At 67.4% G+C, this 17,567-nt stretch carries 11 protein-coding genes and 4 pseudogenes; 8 read left to right on the top strand and 7 right to left on the bottom strand.

Annotated features, from left to right (window positions below):
- The 6 genes and pseudogenes from GJ632_RS25320 to melA all read right to left on the bottom strand — a co-directional run.
- The coding region (locus tag GJ632_RS25320; RefSeq protein WP_343161102.1) for a molybdopterin-dependent oxidoreductase at positions 1-548 on the bottom strand (548 nt) is incomplete at its 3' end.
- A gap of 12 nt (positions 549-560) precedes the next feature.
- A complete protein-coding gene (locus GJ632_RS23415; protein ID WP_231751440.1) occupies positions 561-863 on the bottom strand; it encodes a DUF1641 domain-containing protein in 303 nt (100 codons plus the stop codon).
- Positions 864-1,313: 450 nt separating this feature from the next.
- A pseudogene (gene fdhF, locus GJ632_RS09240) lies at positions 1,314-3,533 on the bottom strand (formate dehydrogenase subunit alpha); the annotation flags it as partial.
- A 32-nt stretch (positions 3,534-3,565) separates the two neighbouring features.
- Positions 3,566-4,546 carry a 2Fe-2S iron-sulfur cluster-binding protein gene (locus GJ632_RS09235; RefSeq protein ID WP_191452759.1) on the bottom strand — a complete coding sequence of 327 codons (981 nt, stop codon included), beginning with the start codon at positions 4,544-4,546 and terminating at the stop codon, positions 3,566-3,568.
- A gap of 714 nt (positions 4,547-5,260) precedes the next feature.
- Positions 5,261-6,010, bottom strand: coding sequence for an IclR family transcriptional regulator (locus tag GJ632_RS09230; RefSeq protein WP_089809324.1), 750 nt, complete (start codon positions 6,008-6,010; stop codon positions 5,261-5,263).
- Positions 6,011-6,692: 682 nt separating this feature from the next.
- Positions 6,693-8,000 (bottom strand): alpha-galactosidase, encoded by a 1,308-nt coding sequence (melA, locus tag GJ632_RS09225; RefSeq protein WP_191452758.1) that lies wholly within the window; start codon positions 7,998-8,000, stop codon positions 6,693-6,695.
- 128 nt (positions 8,001-8,128) lie between these two features.
- Here melA and GJ632_RS09220 point away from each other — a divergent pair.
- The 8 genes and pseudogenes from GJ632_RS09220 to GJ632_RS09190 all read left to right on the top strand — a co-directional run bounded on the left by GJ632_RS09220 (position 8,129) and on the right by GJ632_RS09190 (position 16,715).
- A pseudogene (locus GJ632_RS09220) lies at positions 8,129-10,133 on the top strand (beta-galactosidase).
- A gap of 125 nt (positions 10,134-10,258) precedes the next feature.
- Positions 10,259-11,638: an extracellular solute-binding protein gene (locus tag GJ632_RS09215; RefSeq protein WP_191452757.1), complete on the top strand. Its 1,380-nt coding sequence runs from the start codon at positions 10,259-10,261 to the stop codon at positions 11,636-11,638.
- 7 nt (positions 11,639-11,645) lie between these two features.
- Positions 11,646-12,653: a carbohydrate ABC transporter permease gene (locus GJ632_RS09210; RefSeq protein ID WP_191452756.1), complete on the top strand. Its 1,008-nt coding sequence runs from the start codon at positions 11,646-11,648 to the stop codon at positions 12,651-12,653.
- On the top strand, positions 12,637-13,131 hold the full coding sequence (locus tag GJ632_RS23400) for a hypothetical protein (RefSeq protein ID WP_231751437.1): 495 nt from the start codon (positions 12,637-12,639) through the stop codon (positions 13,129-13,131). The genes GJ632_RS09210 and GJ632_RS23400 overlap by 17 nt, the downstream gene beginning before the upstream one ends.
- Positions 13,014-13,568, top strand: a complete 555-nt coding sequence (locus GJ632_RS23395; protein ID WP_343161103.1) for a carbohydrate ABC transporter permease — start codon at positions 13,014-13,016, stop codon at positions 13,566-13,568. Before GJ632_RS23400 ends, GJ632_RS23395 begins: the two co-directional genes overlap by 118 nt.
- A 4-nt stretch (positions 13,569-13,572) precedes the next feature.
- The gene (locus GJ632_RS09200) at positions 13,573-14,694 is read left to right on the top strand and encodes an ABC transporter ATP-binding protein (RefSeq protein ID WP_191452755.1); all 1,122 of its coding nucleotides are present in this window, start codon (positions 13,573-13,575) and stop codon (positions 14,692-14,694) included.
- A gap of 68 nt (positions 14,695-14,762) precedes the next feature.
- Positions 14,763-15,909 (top strand): annotated as a pseudogene (gene dgoD / locus GJ632_RS09195) (galactonate dehydratase).
- Complete coding sequence (locus GJ632_RS09190) at positions 15,903-16,715, top strand: SDR family NAD(P)-dependent oxidoreductase (RefSeq protein ID WP_191452754.1); 813 nt, start codon at positions 15,903-15,905, stop codon at positions 16,713-16,715. The pseudogene dgoD and the gene GJ632_RS09190 overlap by 7 nt, the downstream one beginning before the upstream one ends.
- A gap of 590 nt (positions 16,716-17,305) precedes the next feature.
- On the opposite strand, the pseudogene GJ632_RS09180 reads toward GJ632_RS09190, so the two are convergent.
- Positions 17,306-17,567 (bottom strand): annotated as a pseudogene (locus tag GJ632_RS09180) (2-dehydro-3-deoxyphosphogluconate aldolase); the annotation flags it as partial.

The raw sequence follows: 17,567 nt of genomic DNA, 5'->3' as shown, positions 1-17,567 counted from the left end.
GCCTCGCGCAGGTCCGACAGACCGTTCGTCGTCGCCGGCCACCCGAGGCGGTCGGCCAGCGTGCGGGTGGTCGCGTCGTGACAGAGGCGCGCGCGGTTGTCGACGTCGTTCGTCCCCAGCGACCGAGCGAGTTTCTGCAGGAGGTAGTTCTCCTCGGTGGTGCAGTGCGGCGCGCCGAGGAACGCGAGTGCGTCCGGGCCGTGCGCGTCGAGGACTCCCTCGAACCGCTCGACGACGTGGTCGAGCGCCGCCTCCCACGAGACGGGTTCGGGGTCGCCGCCGCGACGAATCGTGGGTCGCATGAGCCGGTCGTCCGCCGCGACGGCGTCGAAGGCGCGGAGGCCCTTCCGGCAGAGGCGGCCGTTCGGGTTCGCGGGGCCCTCACGGCCGACGGCCCGCGTCCGGTCCGGTCCCCGTTCGAGGTGACAGCCGACCGCACAGAGCGGGCAGACCGTCTCGGTCTGCTCGGACGACGCCGATTCCGACGGCGTCCGCTCGGACGTGTCCGCCGTGCCCTCCCCGGCCGACTCGGACGGCTGGTCGGTCACGGCGACACCACGTTATCGCTTCCTCATGCGCCGCCCCTGCGCCTTCAGGAGGGCGACGAGGTAGCCGATGCCGGCGCGGGCGTCCCGACTCCGGAGTTCGCTGAAGAGTCCGAGGACGCCGACCGGTCGCGCCGTGCGCTGGGCCTCGCCGACGGCGCCGAGGACGGTGTCGATTCCGGCGGCGGTGTCGTCGTCGATGTCCAGCGTCGAGAGCGTCTTCGCGAGGCCCACGAGGTCCTCCAAGTGCCCCTCCTGCTGGAGTTCGAGGACGACGTCGAACGCCTCCACGAGGTCCGTCCCGTTCTCCTCCAGCATCGTCGCGAGTTCCTCGACTTCCTCGGGCGACAGCGACTCGGAGAACGCCGTCGCGATGGTCACCAGGTCTTCGAGGTGACCCTGCCGCTGGAGTTCGAGGACCGTCTCCAGCGACTCCGAGAGGTCCTCGGCGTTCTCGCCGACGTCGTTCGCGAGTGCGGCCGCCCCCTCCGTCGTCAGTCCGTCCGCCGCCTCTACGAGGTTCGCCGCGGACTCGGTGACGTGTTCGAGTTCCGCCTCGTCGGCGGTGGCGAGCATCAGTATCGCCGTGGTGAGGGCGTCGTCCACCTCGTCCGACGCGTCGAGTGCGGCCGCGAGTCGGTCGCCGTTCTCGCGGACCGCCTCGCGGACCGCCGCCTCGCCCGCGGGGTCGGCCCGTTCCTTCCGCGCGCCGTTCGTCGCCGTCTCCGGGTAGGTGTCCTGCGGTTTCGCCATCTCAGTCGTCCCCCGTGCTCGCTTCGACGTCCGCGCGCGAACCGGTTCGGCCTCCCCCTCGACGGGGCGGATGCGGACGGCGGACACCTTGAACTCCGGCGTCGCCGCCGCCGGGTCCAGGTGCTCCTCGTCGGTCAGGCGATTCACCGCGCTCTCGGCGAAGTGGATGGGGACGAACAGGTTGTCCCTGCCGACCCGGTCGGTCACCTGCGCGGGCACCGTCACCTCGCCGCGCCGGGACTCGACGCGGACCATGTCGCCGCTCTCGATGCCGTAGTCGACGGCCGTGTCGGGGTGAATCTCCACGAAGTCGCTCGGCGTGTACTGCATGATGCCCTCCTCGCGGTGGGTCATCGTCCCCGTGTGGTACTGGTAGAGGACGCGCCCCGTCGTCAGCGTGAACGGGTACTCGTCGTCCGGCAGTTCCGCGGGTTCGCTGTAGCCGATGGCCTGCATCTGCGCCTTCCCGTCGTCGGTGTTGAACTCCTCGGTGTACAGCCGTTCGGTCCCCGGATGGTCCTTGTCCCAGCAGGGCCACTGCAGGCCGCCCTCGGCCTCGACGCGGGCGTGCGAGACGCCGCCGTACAGCGGCGTCAGCGAGTTCACCTCCTCCATAATCTCCGCGGTGGAGCCGTAGTCCCAGTCGCGGCCCATCCGGTTCGCGAGGTCCTGCAGTATCTTCCAGTCCGGCCGCGAGTCGCCTTTCGGCTCCATCACCTGCTTGACCATCTGCACGGTGCGGTCGGTGTTCGTGAACGTACCCGTCTTCTCGACGAACGAACACGCGGGCAGCACCACGTCGGCGTACTGCGCCGTCTCGTTGACGAACAGGTCCTGCACGACGAGGAAGTCGAGGTCCGCCAGAATCTCTTCGGCGTGGTTGACGCCGGGTTCCGACAGCGCGGCGTTCTCCCCGATGATGTACATCCCGCGGACGCGTTCGTCGTCCGCGGCGAGGAACATTTGCGTCGTGTAGTGGCCGTACTCCGGCGAGATGTCGCAGTCCCACGCCTCCTCGAACTTCGCGCGAATCTCGTCGTCCGCGATGTCCTGGTAGCCGGGGAAGTTGTCCGGTAGCGGCCCCATGTCGCCGCCACCGCCCTGCACGTTGTTCTGCCCGCGGAACGGCGAGACGCCGGTCCCCGGCTTGCCGAGGTTGCCGGTGACGGCCGCGAGGTTCGCCATCGCCATCACGTTCTCCGTCCCGTGGGAGTGCTCGGTCAGGCCGAGCGTCCACCCGAACACGCAGGTGTCGGCCTCCGCGATGGTCTCCGCGGCGGAGACGATTTCCTCGCGCGGGACGCCCGTCACCTCCTCGACGCGTTCCGGCGTGAACTCCTGTACGGCCTCCTTCACGTCCTCGAACCCCGTCGTTCGTTCCTCGACGAACGCCTCGTCGTGCAGGTCGTTGTTGACGATGTACCGGGTGATGCCGTTTATCCAGACGGCGTCGTAGCCGGGTTTGACGCGGCTGTACTGCGTGGCGTACTCGGCTATCTGCACCTCGCGCGGGTCGAAGACGAGGAGGTCCGCGCCGTCGCGGACGTCTGTTTGATGCGCGTGGCCAGCACCGGGTGGGCCTCGGTCGTGTTCGACCCCGTCAGGAGGATGCAGTCGGCGAGTTCGAGGTCCTCGACGCTGATGGAGGCGGCCCCGTAGCCGTACGTCGCGGCGAGTCCGGCGACGGTCGAGGAGTGACACAGGCGGTTGCAGTTGTCCACGCTGTTCGTTTCGAGCACCTGCCGGGCGAACTTGCCCATCAGGTAGTTCTCCTCGTTCGTCGCCTTCGAGGAGGCGATGACCGACAGCGCATCGCCGCCGTGTTCGTCGCGAATCCCGCCGAGTCCCTCCGCGACGCGGTCCACGCCTCCTCCCACGACGCCTCGCGGAACTCGTCGTTCTCGTCGCGCACGAGGGGCGTCGTCAGTCGGTCGTCGGAGTTGACGAAGTCGTAGCCGAACTTGCCCTTCACGCACGTCGAGATGCCGTTGACCGGGGCGTCCTCGTCTTCGGTCGGCCGCGCGGCCAGAATCTCCTCGCCGTCGGAGTAGAGGTCGAATCGACAGCCGACGGCGCAGTACCCGCAGGTGGTGTCGGCGACGTTCAGGTCTTCGAGCCGTTTGTCGCGACGGCCTGCGCTATCTCGAACAGTTTCCCCTCCGAGAGGGTGTCTGCGGCGACGCCCTCGGCGACGTGTTCGACGTTCTGCATCGCCTGCTCCTTCGCCCGTTGCATGTAGCCGGCGACGCCGGCCAACTCCTCGTCGCTCACGGCCAGTCACCTCCGGTCGCGTCCTCGAAGAAGTCGTACTCGTCGGACTCTTCGCCCGCCGTCTCGGCGGACACCTCGCCGGTTGCGCTCGCGGTACTCGGTGCGGTCGTCTCCGTTCGTTCGTCCCGTTTCTTCGGCGTCATCGGTCCCTTCGACTGCCCGGTTCGCTGGTACGTCTTGCCGATGCTGTTCTTCTGTGTGAAGCCGGGGAGGGGGAGGGTCGTCGCGTCCTCGATGCCCTTCTCGACGAGCGACCCCGTCGGACAGACGGTCACGCAGTGCCCGCAGGAGACGCACGTCGAGTCCTCCATCGTCGCCGCGCCGTTCTGGAAGCCGATGCGGGTGTCCGGTCCCGACCCCTCCAGTCTGAGGACGCCCTCGACCTGCACGTCGTTGCACGCCTCGACGCACCGGTTGCAGAGGATGCACTTGTTGCGGTCGATCTGGATGAACGACGACGTGTCGTCGATGGGTTCGTACTCGTCTCGGTCGTCGAGGACGCCGTACCGCGGTTCCTCGACGCCCTGTTCGATGGAGGCGTCCTGCAGTTCGCACCGGCCGTTCTTCCCGCAGGTCGTACACCGGAGGTTGTGGTCCGACAGGACCAAATCGAGGTTCACGCTGCGGGCCTCGGCGGCGGCCGAGGCGTCCGTCTGGACCTCCATCCCGTCTTCGACGGGGTAGCTACACGCCGGGACGACGCCGTGCGACGCCGTCTCGACCATGCACGTCCGGCACTCGCTCCGCGGGCCGATGTCCTGCCGGCCGTAGTGACAGAGCGCCGGGACGTACTCGTCCGTCTCGACGGCCTCGACGGCGTCGAGAAGCGTTCCGCCCGCTTCGACGGACACCTCGACGCCGTCGACGGTGACGACGGCGGCGTCGTCGCTGCCGACCGGCGGGTCCGACGCCGTCCCCGGCGCAATCTCCTCGGTCAACGGTGGCGCGTCGGTCGTCGTCTGCCGGTCAGAACTCATCTCGCGACCCCTCCCGAGTCGAGCGACGGCCGTTCGCCCGGCCCCGTCTCCCGGGCGGTTGCCGCCGACTGTCGGCGCCGTAGACCCGCCGCCCGCAACTGTGGAATCGGACGACGACTCCGCTCTCGCTGGTGCTGAGTGTCATTTGATACCGTATGTAACACGGTCGTCGGTCGCGATAATAAATCTACTCGTGAGGTGACACCGAGCGGGCTTCCGTCTGTCGGTCGCTCGCCACCGTAGCGCCCGAACTGGTCTCTGTCGCCCCTTCGTGGCGGTTCGGCCGACTCGGATAGTCACCCCGCCCGGCCGTCACGCCAGAACACATCATACAAAAATCCTGATACGAAGTGGCCGTCCACACCGCCACCGGCCGTCGGCGCCTCGGGCGTGACAGGCCGTCTCTCCGCGGGCGAACTGTCGGTCCGGCTAAATCAGACGTGGGGCCCGTCCTACCCGAACCGTCCACGTTCGACCCTCGACGGACGACGTCACCGAATCGACGCCGGTAATCGACCGGACTGAACTTCACGGCCGACAAAGTAGTTCCTGATACGACCCTGACGGTAAGATATGTATTCGGTATTCCAAATCGAACTTCGAACCGGGTGTATCTGTCACTCGATAGGATTAATCGACGTTCGATACCGGACACGAGACGCTTGGAAAGGCCGAGTCGACGACGCTCACGTTCGGCACGCTCGGTGCGCCCCCTCACAGGAGGTCGTTCTCCACCGACTTCGCCGTGCTGACGACCAGACCGGTGATGTCCTCTTCGAGGGTCTTCCCCGACATCCGCTCCATCGGACCGGAGACGCTCACGGCGGCGATGGCGCGTTGCCGCGAGTCGGTAATCGGCGAGGCGACGCTCTGCCACCCGGCGGCGTTCTCCTCCCGGTCGAACGCGACGCGCCGGTCGCGGATGGACTGGAGTTCCCGACGGAGGCGTTCGCCGTCGGTAATCGTCTTCTCCGTGATGGCGTCGAGTCCGTCGGCGACGCACCGGTCGACCTCTTCGCCGGGTCGGTACGCGAGTATCGTCTTCCCGCCCGCCGTCGCGTGCAGGGGAACCGTGTCCCCCTCGCCGAACGGCGGCGACATCGACTCGTTCGCCCGCGTCTGCGCGACGACGACGCCCCGACCGGACTCGTAGACGAGGAGCGTCGCCACGCAACCGGAGACGTCGGCGAGTCGTTCGACCGCCGGGAGCGCGGCTTCGTACGTCGGGAGGCGGTCCCGCGCCGCGGTGCCGAGTTCGAACAGGCCGAGTCCGACGTAGTAGTCGTCGCCCTCGCGGGCGAGCAGGCCGAGTGACGAGAGCGTCTGCACGTGCTTGTGGACCGCGCTCTTCGAGAGGTCCAACCGTCGCGCGAGTTCCGAGACGCCGATACCGTCGCTCGCCCGCACCGCTCTGAGCACCCGGACGCTCGTGTACGTCGCCTTCACCGGATACTCCTCGGTCATCGTCCCGTCTCCTCCCGCGTCCTCGAGGCAGAACGCCGCTTCGACGGCCCCTTCGCGACCCGGCCCGACGTGCGTTCTCGATGAGTGAACATAGAGTATAGTTCGTGATGGAATTCCCATATACCTTTCGTGCGCACGTCGGCGTGCGTCCTCATCGTCGAACTCCCGTCGTGCCCGCCGCCGAACTGTCGGCGTCGAGAGCGCCGCTCTCACCGAATACCGCACGTCCAGACCGCTGTGTGGTGGACGAGTTCGACGACGACCGAGTGGGGACGCGGCCGGTCACCCGAGAGACACCGTGACCGGGCAAATTCCTGCCGGTGGCACGAGCGTTCGATTCGGACTCGCGTTACGAGTATATCATTGTAACGGAAATCCGAACGTCGCGCGACGGACGAAGCCCATCGTTAACTCACTGAGAACGCCGACGCCGAAAGCCGGCACAGGCCGATATATCCGTCCAGCAAAGCGCGGAAAATTGTATATCACGAAAGTTCCAACAAAAATAGGGCGCTCGTCGGGCGGTGCCACGCGAACCGTTCTTCGTGGGCGAACGCTCTCGCTGGCCGGAACTCCTGTTCGAGTCGTCTGACGGCCGGATATCTCGGCCGGCGGCGCTTTGCACCGCGTGGCGTAGACGAACTGGCCCGCGGTGCTCGAACCGTTCGCCGATTGCGAACGGTCAGTCGAACCGCGGGAGGTACGCGTCGTTGGCGTCGAGGAGTTCCTCGGTCATCTCGTGGATTTCGTCCAGGGTGCACGCGGCACTCGTCAGGGGGTCCAGTTTGACCGCGCGGTGCAGTTTCTCTCGGTCGTTCTCTAGCGCGGCGTCCACCGCGAGTTCGTACACTGCGACGTGTTGTCGGTCGAAGGCGGCGAGTTCCGTCGGGAGTTCGCCCACCGAACAAGGTCGGACCCCCGCCCCGTCGACGGCGCACGGGACTTCGACGCAGGCGTCGTTCGGGAGGTTCGCGATGGCGCCCGTCTCGTTGGAGACGTTGAGGTTGAATCGCCGGGGGGTGTCCGTCTCGATCGAGTGAATCAGGCGCGAGGCGTACTCTTCGGACCGTTCGACGCCCACCTCGTCCAGACTCTCCTCGATAGTCGGTTCGTCCCGCGACGCGGAACGGGCGGTCCAGCCTTCGAGGTACGTCCCCGTGGGCATCCGTTCGGCGTACCCCTCGCCGTGCATCGCCGCTATCGTCTCCGCCTCGGTTCGAAAGTACGGCAGGTACTCGCTCACGTGGTGACTCGACTCCGTGACGAACGCGCCGAAGTGCTTCAGCATCTCGAAGCGGACGGTGTCGCGGCGGTACACCGACTCCGTCGTCATCGCCTCCCGGAGCGCCGGATACAGGTCCTCCCCGTCGCGTTCGAGTTCGAGGAACCACGCGAGGTGGTTGATGCCGGCGACCCAGTAGTCGAGTTCGTCCTGCGGCACGTCGAGGTAGTCGGCAATCGCCTCCGCGGTGTGCGGGACGGAGTGGCAGAGACCCACCGTCTCCACGTCCGTCGCCTCGAACATCGCCCGGCAGAGCATCGACATCGGGTTCGTGTAGTTCATGAAGAGGGCGTCGGGGCAGCACTCCTCCACGTCCCGGGCGATATCCAGCATCGTCGGGATGGTCCTGAGGGCGCGGAAGATGCCGCCGGGGCCGGCGGTGTCGCCGATGGCCTGTTCGACGCCGTACCGTTCGGGGATTCGAATCTCGTTCTCGAACGGTTCCTCCCCGCCGACGTTGATCATGTTCAGGACGTAGTCCGCGCCGTCGAGGGCCTCCCGGCGGTCCGTCGTCGCCAGAACCGTCGCGTCGAGACCCTCGTTCTCGACCATCGCTTCGGCGACGCGCGCCGTCTGCGACAGGCGGCGTTCGTCGATGTCCATCAGCCGAATCTCGCTGTCGGCGAGTGCCGGGAACGAGAGCACGTCTCCGACCAACTTCCGCGCGAACACCATACTGCCCGCTCCGATGAACGTAATCGTCGCCATGGTACGCAGGTACAGGGAGGGAGACATAAGCGTGCCGGGTGGAGGGATGCGCCGACACCGGGCCGCCGGCACCGGACGCGTCGTCGGGGAACGCTTTTCTCGTCGGCCGGAGAGAGGGGAGATAGACGATGACTATCGGCGTGTGCTACTTCCCCGAACACTGGCCGCGAGAGCGGTGGGAGCGCGACGCAGAACAGATGGCAGAGGCCGGCATCGAGTACGTCCGGCTGGCGGAGTTCTCGTGGGCCGTCCTCGAACCCGAACGCGGGGTCTACGAGTTCGACTGGTTGGACGAGGCGATAGCGACTCTCGCGAACCACGGCTTGAAGGTCGTCTTGTGTACGCCGACGGCGACGCCACCGAAGTGGTTGGTCGACCGCCACCCCGAGATTCTGCAGGCGGACCCCGACGGCACACCCCGACACTTCGGCTCTCGCCGTCACTACTGCTTCAACTCCCCCGTCTACCGGCGCGAGACGCGTCGCGTCGTCTCGGAGATGGCCGACCGGTACGCCGACGAGGACGCCGTCGTCGGCTGGCAGACCGACAACGAGTTCGGCTGTCACCGGACGGTCCGATGTTACTGCGACGACTGCGCGGCGGCGTTCTCGGACTGGCTTCGGGAGACGTACGACGATGTCGATGACCTCAACGAGAAGTGGGGGACGACGTTCTGGAGCCAGCGGTACGACTCGTTCGAGGCGGTCGACCCGCCGCGACCGACGCCGGCCGAACACCATCCCTCCCACCTGCTCGACTACCGACGCTTCTCGTCGGACAGCGTCGTCGACTACAACCGCGTCCACGCCGAGATACTCCGTGACCGCGACGACGACTGGTTCGTCGCGCACAACTTCATGGGCGACTTCGAGACGCTGGACGCCCACGCCGTCGCCGACGACCTCGACCTCGTGACGTGGGACTCGTACCCGACGGGGTTCGTGCAGGACCGGCGCGCGGGCGCGCCGTCGATGGACGAACTCCGCGCGGGCGACCCCGACCAGGTGGGGATGAACCACGACCTCTACCGCGGCACGAACGACGCGCCGTTCTGGGTGATGGAGCAGCAACCCGGCGACGTGAACTGGCCGCCGCACTGCCCGCAACCCGGCGAGGGGGCGATGCGCCTGTGGGCGCACCACGCGACGGCCCACGGCGCGGACGCCGTCCTCTACTTTCGGTGGCGACGATGCAGGCAGGGGCAGGAGCAGTACCACGCCGGCCTCAGAAAGCAGGACGGCAGTCCGGACAGGGGCTATCGCGACGCCGTCGCCGCGGCGTCCGAACTCGCCGACGTGGACGCGGCCCACGTCGACGCGCCGGTCGCACTCCTGCACGACTACGACGACTGGTGGGCGATAGACGCGCAACCCCACGCGCCCGAGTTCGACTACTGGGAGCACGCCCGGACCTACTACCGCGCGCTCCGCGCCCGCGGCGTGCAGGTCGACCTCGTCCACCCGGAGACCGACCTCTCGGACTACGCCGCCGTCGTCGCGCCGTCGCTCCACCTCGCGGACGACGGGCGCGCGGCGCACCTGCGCGAGTTCGTCGAGGACGGCGGCGAACTGCTCCTCGGCGCTCGCTCCGGCGTGAAGGCCCCCTCCAACCAACTCCACGAGGAACTCGCCCCCGGCCCGTTCGCCGACCTCGCGGGCGTTCGGGTCGACCAACACGAGAGCTACCCCGCGGACGTGGACCTCGCGGTCGAGACGGACGCGGGTCCCGCGCCGTCTCCGTCTGGTCCGAGTGGCTCGTCCCCGACGAGGACACCGAGACGGTGGCGACGCACACGACGGACCTCGCGGCGGGGACGCCCGCCGTCACGCGCGCGCCGACCGACGGCGGGTCGGTCGTCTACTGCGGCGTCTGGCCCGGCGCGGACCTCGCGGACGAACTCGTCTCGGGCGTCCTCTCCCGGGCGGGCGTCGCGACGACCGACCGCCTCCCCGACGCGTCCGGGTGAACGAACGCGACGGCCTGACGTGGGTGAGTAACTTCACGAGCGACCCCGTCGCCGTCGACGCCCCGGACGACGCCGACTTCCGAGTGGGCGAGTCGTCGCTCGACGGGTTCGACGCGGCAGTCGTCGAGGCGGCCGCGAGCGACCTCTCGGTACGACGCTCGCCGTAGGGCCGGCGTCGCGACGGTTCTCTCGCTCACTGCCTCTCCCGCTCACTTCCTCTCTCCACGCTCGAACCTGCACCAATCGTTATCTATAAGTATCTTTCCTCATACTAACTCAAGGACGAGCACCAATGACTGGAGCAGACAGCAGTCTCGACCGGCGACAGCTTCTCAAGTACCTCGGACTCACCGGTGCGGCGGGACTCGCCGGTTGTGCGGGCACCGGCGACAGGCCGTCGACGGCGACGGAGGGCGGCGGGTCGACTGCGACGTCCGGCGGCGGCGACCAGGCGACGCAGACGACCCAGAGCGGGCCGGAGATGGCCGACAGCATCGAGGTCTGGGGCTGGGACGTGGCGGCGAAGTCGCTCGACCTCATCGACGAACCGTACGAGGAGGCCCACGGCGGCGACGTGAAGATAACCCAGATCGGCCGGGCGGACATGAAGAGCAAGTTCAAGTCGACGCTCCTCTCGGGGTCCGGCGCGCCCGGGGCGGCGATGATGGAGAGCGTGGACGCGGCAGCGTGGGTCTCCACGGGCGGCCTCCGCGACCTCTCCGGGTGGCTGGAGGAGTCGGGCGTCCGCGACAAGTTCGTCGACGGGAAGTGGGAACCGCTGACGAAGGACGGCGGCGTGTACGCGCTCCCGTGGGACATCGGTCCCGTCGGGACGTTCTACCGGCGCGACGTCTACGACGAACACGGCATCGACGCCGAGAGCATCGAGACGTGGGACCAGTTCATCGAGGAGGGCAAGAAACTCCCGGACGGCCAGTACATGCTCAACCTGCCGCCGAACGACTACGACGGCCTCTGGCGGATGATGTTCCGGCAACTCGGCGGGCAACCGTTCACCGAGTCCGGCGCGGTCAACATCCACAGCGACAAGAGCGTGAAAGTCGCGCAGATTCTCCAACGCGTCCACAACTCCGGCATCGCCAACGACCTCGCCTCGTGGTCGTCGTCGTGGTTCACGGCGTTCGGAAACGGGTCGACGGCGAGTCTCACCGCCGGCGCGTGGATGGAGGGGACGCTGAAAGCCGAACTCTCCGACACGTCGGGCCAGTGGGGGGTCATCAAACCGCCCGCGCTCGAATCGGGCGGCCCCCGCGCGACCAACTGGGGCGGGTCGAACGTCACCATCGCAGACCAGGTCGACGACCCCGTCGCGCGGCGCGCGTGGGACTACATGGTGTACACGCTGGCGAACAAGGAGAACCAGATTCAGATGTACAACGAGTACGGCATCTTCCCCGCCCTCGAGACGACGTACGAGAGCGAGGCGTTCGACCAGGAGAACGAGTTCCTCGGCGGTCAGCCGGCCGGACGACTGTTCGCGGACATCGCCCCCGAGATCCCGCCGTACCGCTACACGCCGGACACGCCGGAGGTCACGAAGGCCGTCAACACGCACTTCCGCACCATGATGAGCGGCGACATCTCGCCCGAGAAGGCGGTCCAGCGCGCCGCAGAACAGGTCGCGGACCGAACGGATCGGGAACTCGCGTGACCACCTGATGGCGACGCAAGACTCACCCCGCTTCTCGAACGCCCGCGACTCGCTCCGCTTCTGGCGGCAGTCGGTCTCGGCGGCGATGCCGTCGGTCAGCGACGGCCTCGTCGGCTACCTGTTCTTGCTCCCGGCCATCGCGCTGTTCACCGTCTTCCTCGCGTTCCCCATCTTCTACACGCTGTACCTGTCGTTCTTCAGGTTCCAGGGCGTCGGCAGCGAGACGCTGCTCTGGATAGACACGGGGTTCTTCTCGTTCAGGCTCCTCAGCCTCTCGCGACTGGAGTTCGTGGGGCTGTCGAACTACGCGGCGATGTTCTCGGACGCGCTGTTCCACCAGGCGCTGTTCAACACGGTGTTCATCCTGCTCGTGCAGGTGCCGCTGATGGTCGGCATCGCGTTGCTTCTGGCGGTGGCGCTGGACGCGTCGTTCGTCAGGTTCCGGGGCGTCTTCCGCACCGTCCTCGCCCTGCCGGTGTCGGCGAACCTCGTCGCGTACTCGACGGTGTTCCTGCTGATGATGCAGGATACGGGGCTCGTCAACTACGTGCTGACGACCATCGGCCTCGACCCCATTCCGTGGTTCACCAGCGGGTTCTGGTCGCGGATGACCATCGTCGGCGCGGTCACCTGGCGGTGGACCGGCTACAACATGATCATCCTCCTCGCGGGACTGCAGAACGTCCCACAGCAGTTGTACGAGGCCGCCGAGATAGACGGCGCGAACCGCATCGAGAAGTTCCGGTACGTCACCGTCCCGCAACTGCGTCCGGTGTTGCTGTTCGTCTTCGTCACCTCGACCATCGGGACGTTCAAACTGTTCAGCGAACCCGTCATCATCAACAGCGGTGGCGCGCCGCTGGAGTCGACGATCACCATCGTGCAGTACATCTACCAGACGGCGTTCATCGACTTCCGCCTCGGCTACGCGAGCGCGCTTACCTACGTCCTCATCGGCGTGGTGAGCGTCCTCTCGGCGGTCCAACTCCGCGTCGGAGGTGACGGCGATGCGTGAGGAGACGCGCCGAGACGCGGTCTGGCAGTTCCTCACGTACTCGTTCATCCTCCTCGGGTCGATTCTCACGCTCGTCCCGCTCTACTGGATCTTCGTCGCCTCGACGCTCTCGGAGTCGGAGTTCCTCTCCAGCACGTCGCCCCGACTGCTCCCCGGCGACGAGTTCTTCGCGAACCTGCAGTCCCTGCAGGCCCGCGAAAACGTCCAGTTCCTCGGCCACATCGGCCAGATGACGCAGTACGTCGACCTCGGACCGGTGTACTTCGCCTACGACTTCTGGCACCTGTGGAACCCCGGCGCATCTCCAACAGCATCTTCATCGCCGTGGTGTACACCCTGCTGTCGCTGCTGCTGTGTTCGATGGCCGGGTTCGCCTTCGCGAAGTACGAGTTCCGGTTCAAGAAGCCGATGTTCTACTCCATCCTGGCGACGCTCATCCTCCCCATCCAGTTGCTGGTCATCCCGCTGTTCCTGCTGATGAGCAGACTGGACATGACCAACACCTACTGGGCCATCATCCTCCCGTGGGCGGCGAACCCGCTCGGTATCTTCCTGATGCGTCAGAACATGCGGTCGATACCGGACGCCCTGCTGGAGTCGGCGCGGATGGACGGCGCGACGGAGTTCCAACTGTTCTACAAGATAGCGCTCCCGACGATGAAGTCGTCGCTGGCGGCGCTGGCGATAATCCTCTTCTTGTTCCAGTGGAACCTGTTCCTGTTCCCGCTGGTCATCCTCGAACAGGGCAAGTACACCATCCCGGTGGCGATAAATCAGCTCGTGGGCGCACAGCGCGTCTACTACGACCAGATAATGGTCGCGGCGACGCTGTCCATCGTGCCCATCTTCGTGCTGTTCCTGTTCCTCCAGAAACAGTTCGTCAGCGGAATCCTCGCGGGGTCCGTCAAGGAGTAACCCAATGTCGAGCATACAACTAGACGCGGTACGAAAGGAGTTCGGATCGGGCGGACAGAAGATAGTCGCCGTCGAGAACGTCGACCTCGAGATTCGCGACGGGGAGTTCCTCGTCCTCGTGGGACCGTCGGGCTGCGGCAAGACGACCACGCTCCGCTGCGTCGCGGGGCTGGAGGACGTGACGTCCGGCACCATCACGTTCGGGTCGCGCGACGTGACCGACCTCCGGGCACGCGACAGGGACGTGGCGATGGTGTTCCAGAACTACGCGCTCTACCCGCACATGAACGTCCGACAGAACCTCGGGTTCGGACTGAAGCTCTCGACGAAGCTCACGGCGGCGGAGATAACCGAGCGCGTCGAGGACGCCGCCTCGATGCTCGGCATCGAGGACCTCCTCGACGACAAGCCGAAAGAGCTCTCCGGCGGTCAGCAGCAACGGGTCGCCCTCGGCCGCGCCATCGTGCGCGAACCGGAGGTGTTCCTGATGGACGAACCGCTCTCCAATCTGGACGCCAAACTCCGCTCGGAGATGCGCACCGAACTGCAGGAACTCCAGCAGACGCTCGGCGTCACCACCGTCTACGTCACGCACGACCAGACGGAGGCGATGGCGATGGGCGACCGCATCGCGGTGATGAACGACGGCGAACTCCAGCAGGTCGGCGCGCCGGAGACGGTGTACCGGTCGCCGACGAACGAGTTCGTCGCGGACTTCATCGGGTCGCCCAGCATCAACCTCCTCACGGTCGACGTGGAGGGGTCGACGCTCGTCGGCCCGGGCGACTTCGAGTACGACCTGTCGGACGAGTCGCCGGTTCAGGGGTACGACCGCGTCCGCGCCGGGTTCCGCCCCGAAGACGTCGAACTCGTCCCCGAGGGCGGCACCACGACGACGGTGAACGTGGCCGAGCACATGGGCAACGAGAACTTCCTCTACCTCGAACTCGCCGGCCGGGAGTTGACGGCGCGAATCGACAGCGCCGTCCGTCCGGAGACGGGCGAGACGGTCCGGTTCACGTTCGGCGAGGAGGCGCTCTACCTCTTCGACCCCGACACCGGTGACGCCCTGAAGACGAAGACGGACACCGTCGACGGCGACGTCGCGAGGATGACGACCGAATGAGACGCTCGCCTCCGCAGCGGACGTCGAACGCAGAGCTAAATGAGAGCGACCACAACGACCGACCCAGCATGAAGATAGTCGACTACGACCTCTACGCCGTCCCGCCGCGATGGCTGTTCCTGCGCGTCGAGACCGACGCCGGTCTCGTCGGGTGGGGCGAACCCGTCGTCGAGGGACGCGCCCGAACCGTCAGAACCGCCGTCGAGGAGTTGATGGACACCTACCTCCTCGGGACGGACCCGCTCCGTATCGAAGACCACTGGCAGACGATGTACCGCGGCGGCTTCTACCGCGGCGGTCCCGTCCTCATGAGCGCCATCGCCGGCATCGACCAGGCGCTCTGGGACATCAAGGGGAAGTGCTACGACGCCCCCGTCCACGAACTGCTCGGCGGGAAGGCCCGCGACCGCATCCGCGTCTACCAGTGGATCGGCGGCGACCGACCCGGCGGCGTCGCCGACGCCGCCCGCGAGAAGGTCGACGCGGGCTTCACGGCGCTGAAGATGAACGCCACGTCGGAACTCAGCCGAATCGACTCGCCGGACACCGTCGCGCGCGCCGTCGAGCGACTCGGTGCGGTCCGGGAGGCGGTGGGGCCGGAGGTGGACATCGGCGTCGACTTCCACGGCCGCGTGACGAAGCCGATGGCCAAGCGCCTCGCGGAGGCCCTGTCCGAACACGAACCGTTCTTCGTCGAGGAACCGGTGTTGCCCGAACACAACGACGCGCTCGCCGAAATCTCCCAGCACACCACCACGCCGATAGCGACGGGCGAACGGATGTTCTCTCGGTGGGACTTCAAGCAGGTGTTCGAACAGGCGTCGTCGACGTCATCCAACCCGACGTGAGTCACGCCGGCGGCATCACCGAGGTCAACAAGATAGCGAGCATGGCCGAAGCGTACGACGTGGCGCTCGCGCCGCACTGCCCGCTCGGACCCATCGCGCTGGCCGCCTGCCTGCAGGTCGACGCCTGCGCGCCCAACGCCCTCATCCAGGAGCAGAGCCTCGACATCCACTACAACGAGACGTCCGACGTGCTCGACTACCTCGCCGACACCTCGGTGTTCGAGTACGACGACGGCTTCGTGGACATCCCCGAGGCCCGGGCCTCGGCGTCGACATCGACGCCTCGGTCGTCGAGGACCGCGCCGGGCACGACGACTGGCACAACCCGGTGTGGCGACATCCCGACGGGAGCGTCGCCGAATGGTAGGCGGCGACCCGACGCCGGTCCCCGGTCGCTTCGACGGCGACACGGCCCTCGTCACGGGGTCGACGCGCGGCATCGGTGCGGGCGTCGCCGAACGCCTCGCGGCCGAGGGCGCGAACGTCGTCGTCACGGGCCGGACCGCCGAGGCGGGCGAAGCCGTCGTCGAGCGAATCCGGGACGAGGGCGGGTCGGCCCACTTCGTCCGCGCGGACGTGCGCGACCCGGACGACGTCGCGGCACTCGTCGAGGCCACCGTCGCGGAGTTCGGCGGCGTCGACGTCCTCGTCAACAACGCGGGCGTCGAGACGGACACCGCCGCGGACGAGGCGACGATGGACGACTGGGAGTTCGTCGTCGAGACGGACTTCCGGTCGTACTGGCTCTGTGCGAAGCACGCGTTCGCCGAGATGGACCGCGGCGCCGTCGTCAACGTCTCCTCGAACCACGCCGTGCTGACGATGCCGGAGAAGTTCCCCTACAACGCGGTGAAAGCGGGCATCGACGGCATGACGCGGGCGATGGCGCTCGACTTCGGTCCGAACGTCCGCGTCAACACGGTGAACCCGGGCTGGGTCGCCATCGACCGAACCACCGGCGAGATGGCCGACGAACGCCGCCGCGAACTCGAAGCCATCCACCCGACGGGCCGACTCGGCACCCCCGCGGACGTCGCCGGCGTCGTCTCCTTCCTCGCCAGCGACGACGCCGCGTTCGTCACGGGCGCGAACCTGCTCGCGGACGGCGGGCGGGCCGCAGTCATGCAGGACGACACGCTCCCGGACTACCGACGCCGCCGGGACGGCGACTGACTCGGACCGACTCCGGCGCACACCTCGACGTCCGTCTCGACGTTCTTCGGAGTTCTCCTCCCGACGTTCTCGCCGTCAGGACGCTCTCCGCGACCTGACGATACGGTGATAGTCTCTGAGCGACAGTACTGGACGTATGGCAGACAAATACCACACGGGAATCGGTTCGGAGTTGGCGGAGGGGATAATCGGCGCCGCGCGCACGGGTCTGGGCGACACGCTCCGAAGCGTCGTCTACTTCACGCCGTCCGCGTTCGACGTGGTCTATCTCCGGAGCGACCTGTACGAGTCGCCCGAGGCGGCGCGCACCGCGAAGTCGCGACTCGTGGACTTCGAGACGGTGGGGTTCGCGGAGTCGCCGGTTCGGTCGGCGCTGGCGGCCGAGGACCCGGTCGGCATCGGCGACTACGAGTTCACCGTCCGGTTCCACCGCGACGGCTTCGTCGTCCGGATTCTCGAGGCGACCACGGCGTCCTCCTCACGACGGACGCGATGGACGTGGACGAGTTCGAGACGGCCGCGGCGACCATCTCGACCCTCCTCCTCGAATCGTCGGCCTGAGCGCCCGGCCGACTTCGGCCGGGGGCGGTTCAGTCCCCGTTACGGACGTCTTCGACCGCTTCGGCGAACCCGCGGGCGTTCGCCTCGACGGCGTCGAAGTCGCCGCGCGCGACGGCGTCGGCGTCCACGATGGCGCTCCCGACGCCGACGCAGTCGCGCCCGCCTCGAAGAAGTCGCGGACGTTCCCGAGGCCGACGCCGCCCGTCGGAACCGTCGGGACGTGACCGAGGGGGCCGCCGAGTGCGGAGACGAACCCCGGTCCGAGCGTCGCCGCCGGGAACACCTTCACCA

The sequence above is a fragment of the Halogeometricum sp. CBA1124 genome, from assembly GCF_009741955.1.
Taxonomy (GTDB): domain Archaea; phylum Halobacteriota; class Halobacteria; order Halobacteriales; family Haloferacaceae; genus Halogeometricum; species Halogeometricum rufum.
This window is presented reverse-complemented; position numbering and strand designations above follow the sequence as displayed.

What these genes read in the sequence shown, in the direction of transcription:
- GJ632_RS23415 (WP_231751440.1), bottom strand. Translation starts at nt 863, where the DNA reads ATGCTGGAGGAGAACGGGACGGACCTCGTGGAGGCGTTCGACGTCGTC.
- GJ632_RS09235 (WP_191452759.1), bottom strand. Translation starts at nt 4,546, where the DNA reads ATGAGTTCTGACCGGCAGACGACGACCGACGCGCCACCGTTGACCGAG.
- GJ632_RS09230 (WP_089809324.1), bottom strand. Translation starts at nt 6,010, where the DNA reads ATGACCGAGGAGTATCCGGTGAAGGCGACGTACACGAGCGTCCGGGTG.
- melA (WP_191452758.1), bottom strand. Translation starts at nt 8,000, where the DNA reads ATGGCGACGATTACGTTCATCGGAGCGGGCAGTATGGTGTTCGCGCGG.
- GJ632_RS09215 (WP_191452757.1), top strand. Translation starts at nt 10,259, where the DNA reads ATGACTGGAGCAGACAGCAGTCTCGACCGGCGACAGCTTCTCAAGTAC.
- GJ632_RS09210 (WP_191452756.1), top strand. Translation starts at nt 11,646, where the DNA reads ATGGCGACGCAAGACTCACCCCGCTTCTCGAACGCCCGCGACTCGCTC.
- GJ632_RS23395 (WP_343161103.1), top strand. Translation starts at nt 13,014, where the DNA reads ATGGCCGGGTTCGCCTTCGCGAAGTACGAGTTCCGGTTCAAGAAGCCG.
- GJ632_RS09200 (WP_191452755.1), top strand. Translation starts at nt 13,573, where the DNA reads ATGTCGAGCATACAACTAGACGCGGTACGAAAGGAGTTCGGATCGGGC.
- GJ632_RS09190 (WP_191452754.1), top strand. Translation starts at nt 15,903, where the DNA reads ATGGTAGGCGGCGACCCGACGCCGGTCCCCGGTCGCTTCGACGGCGAC.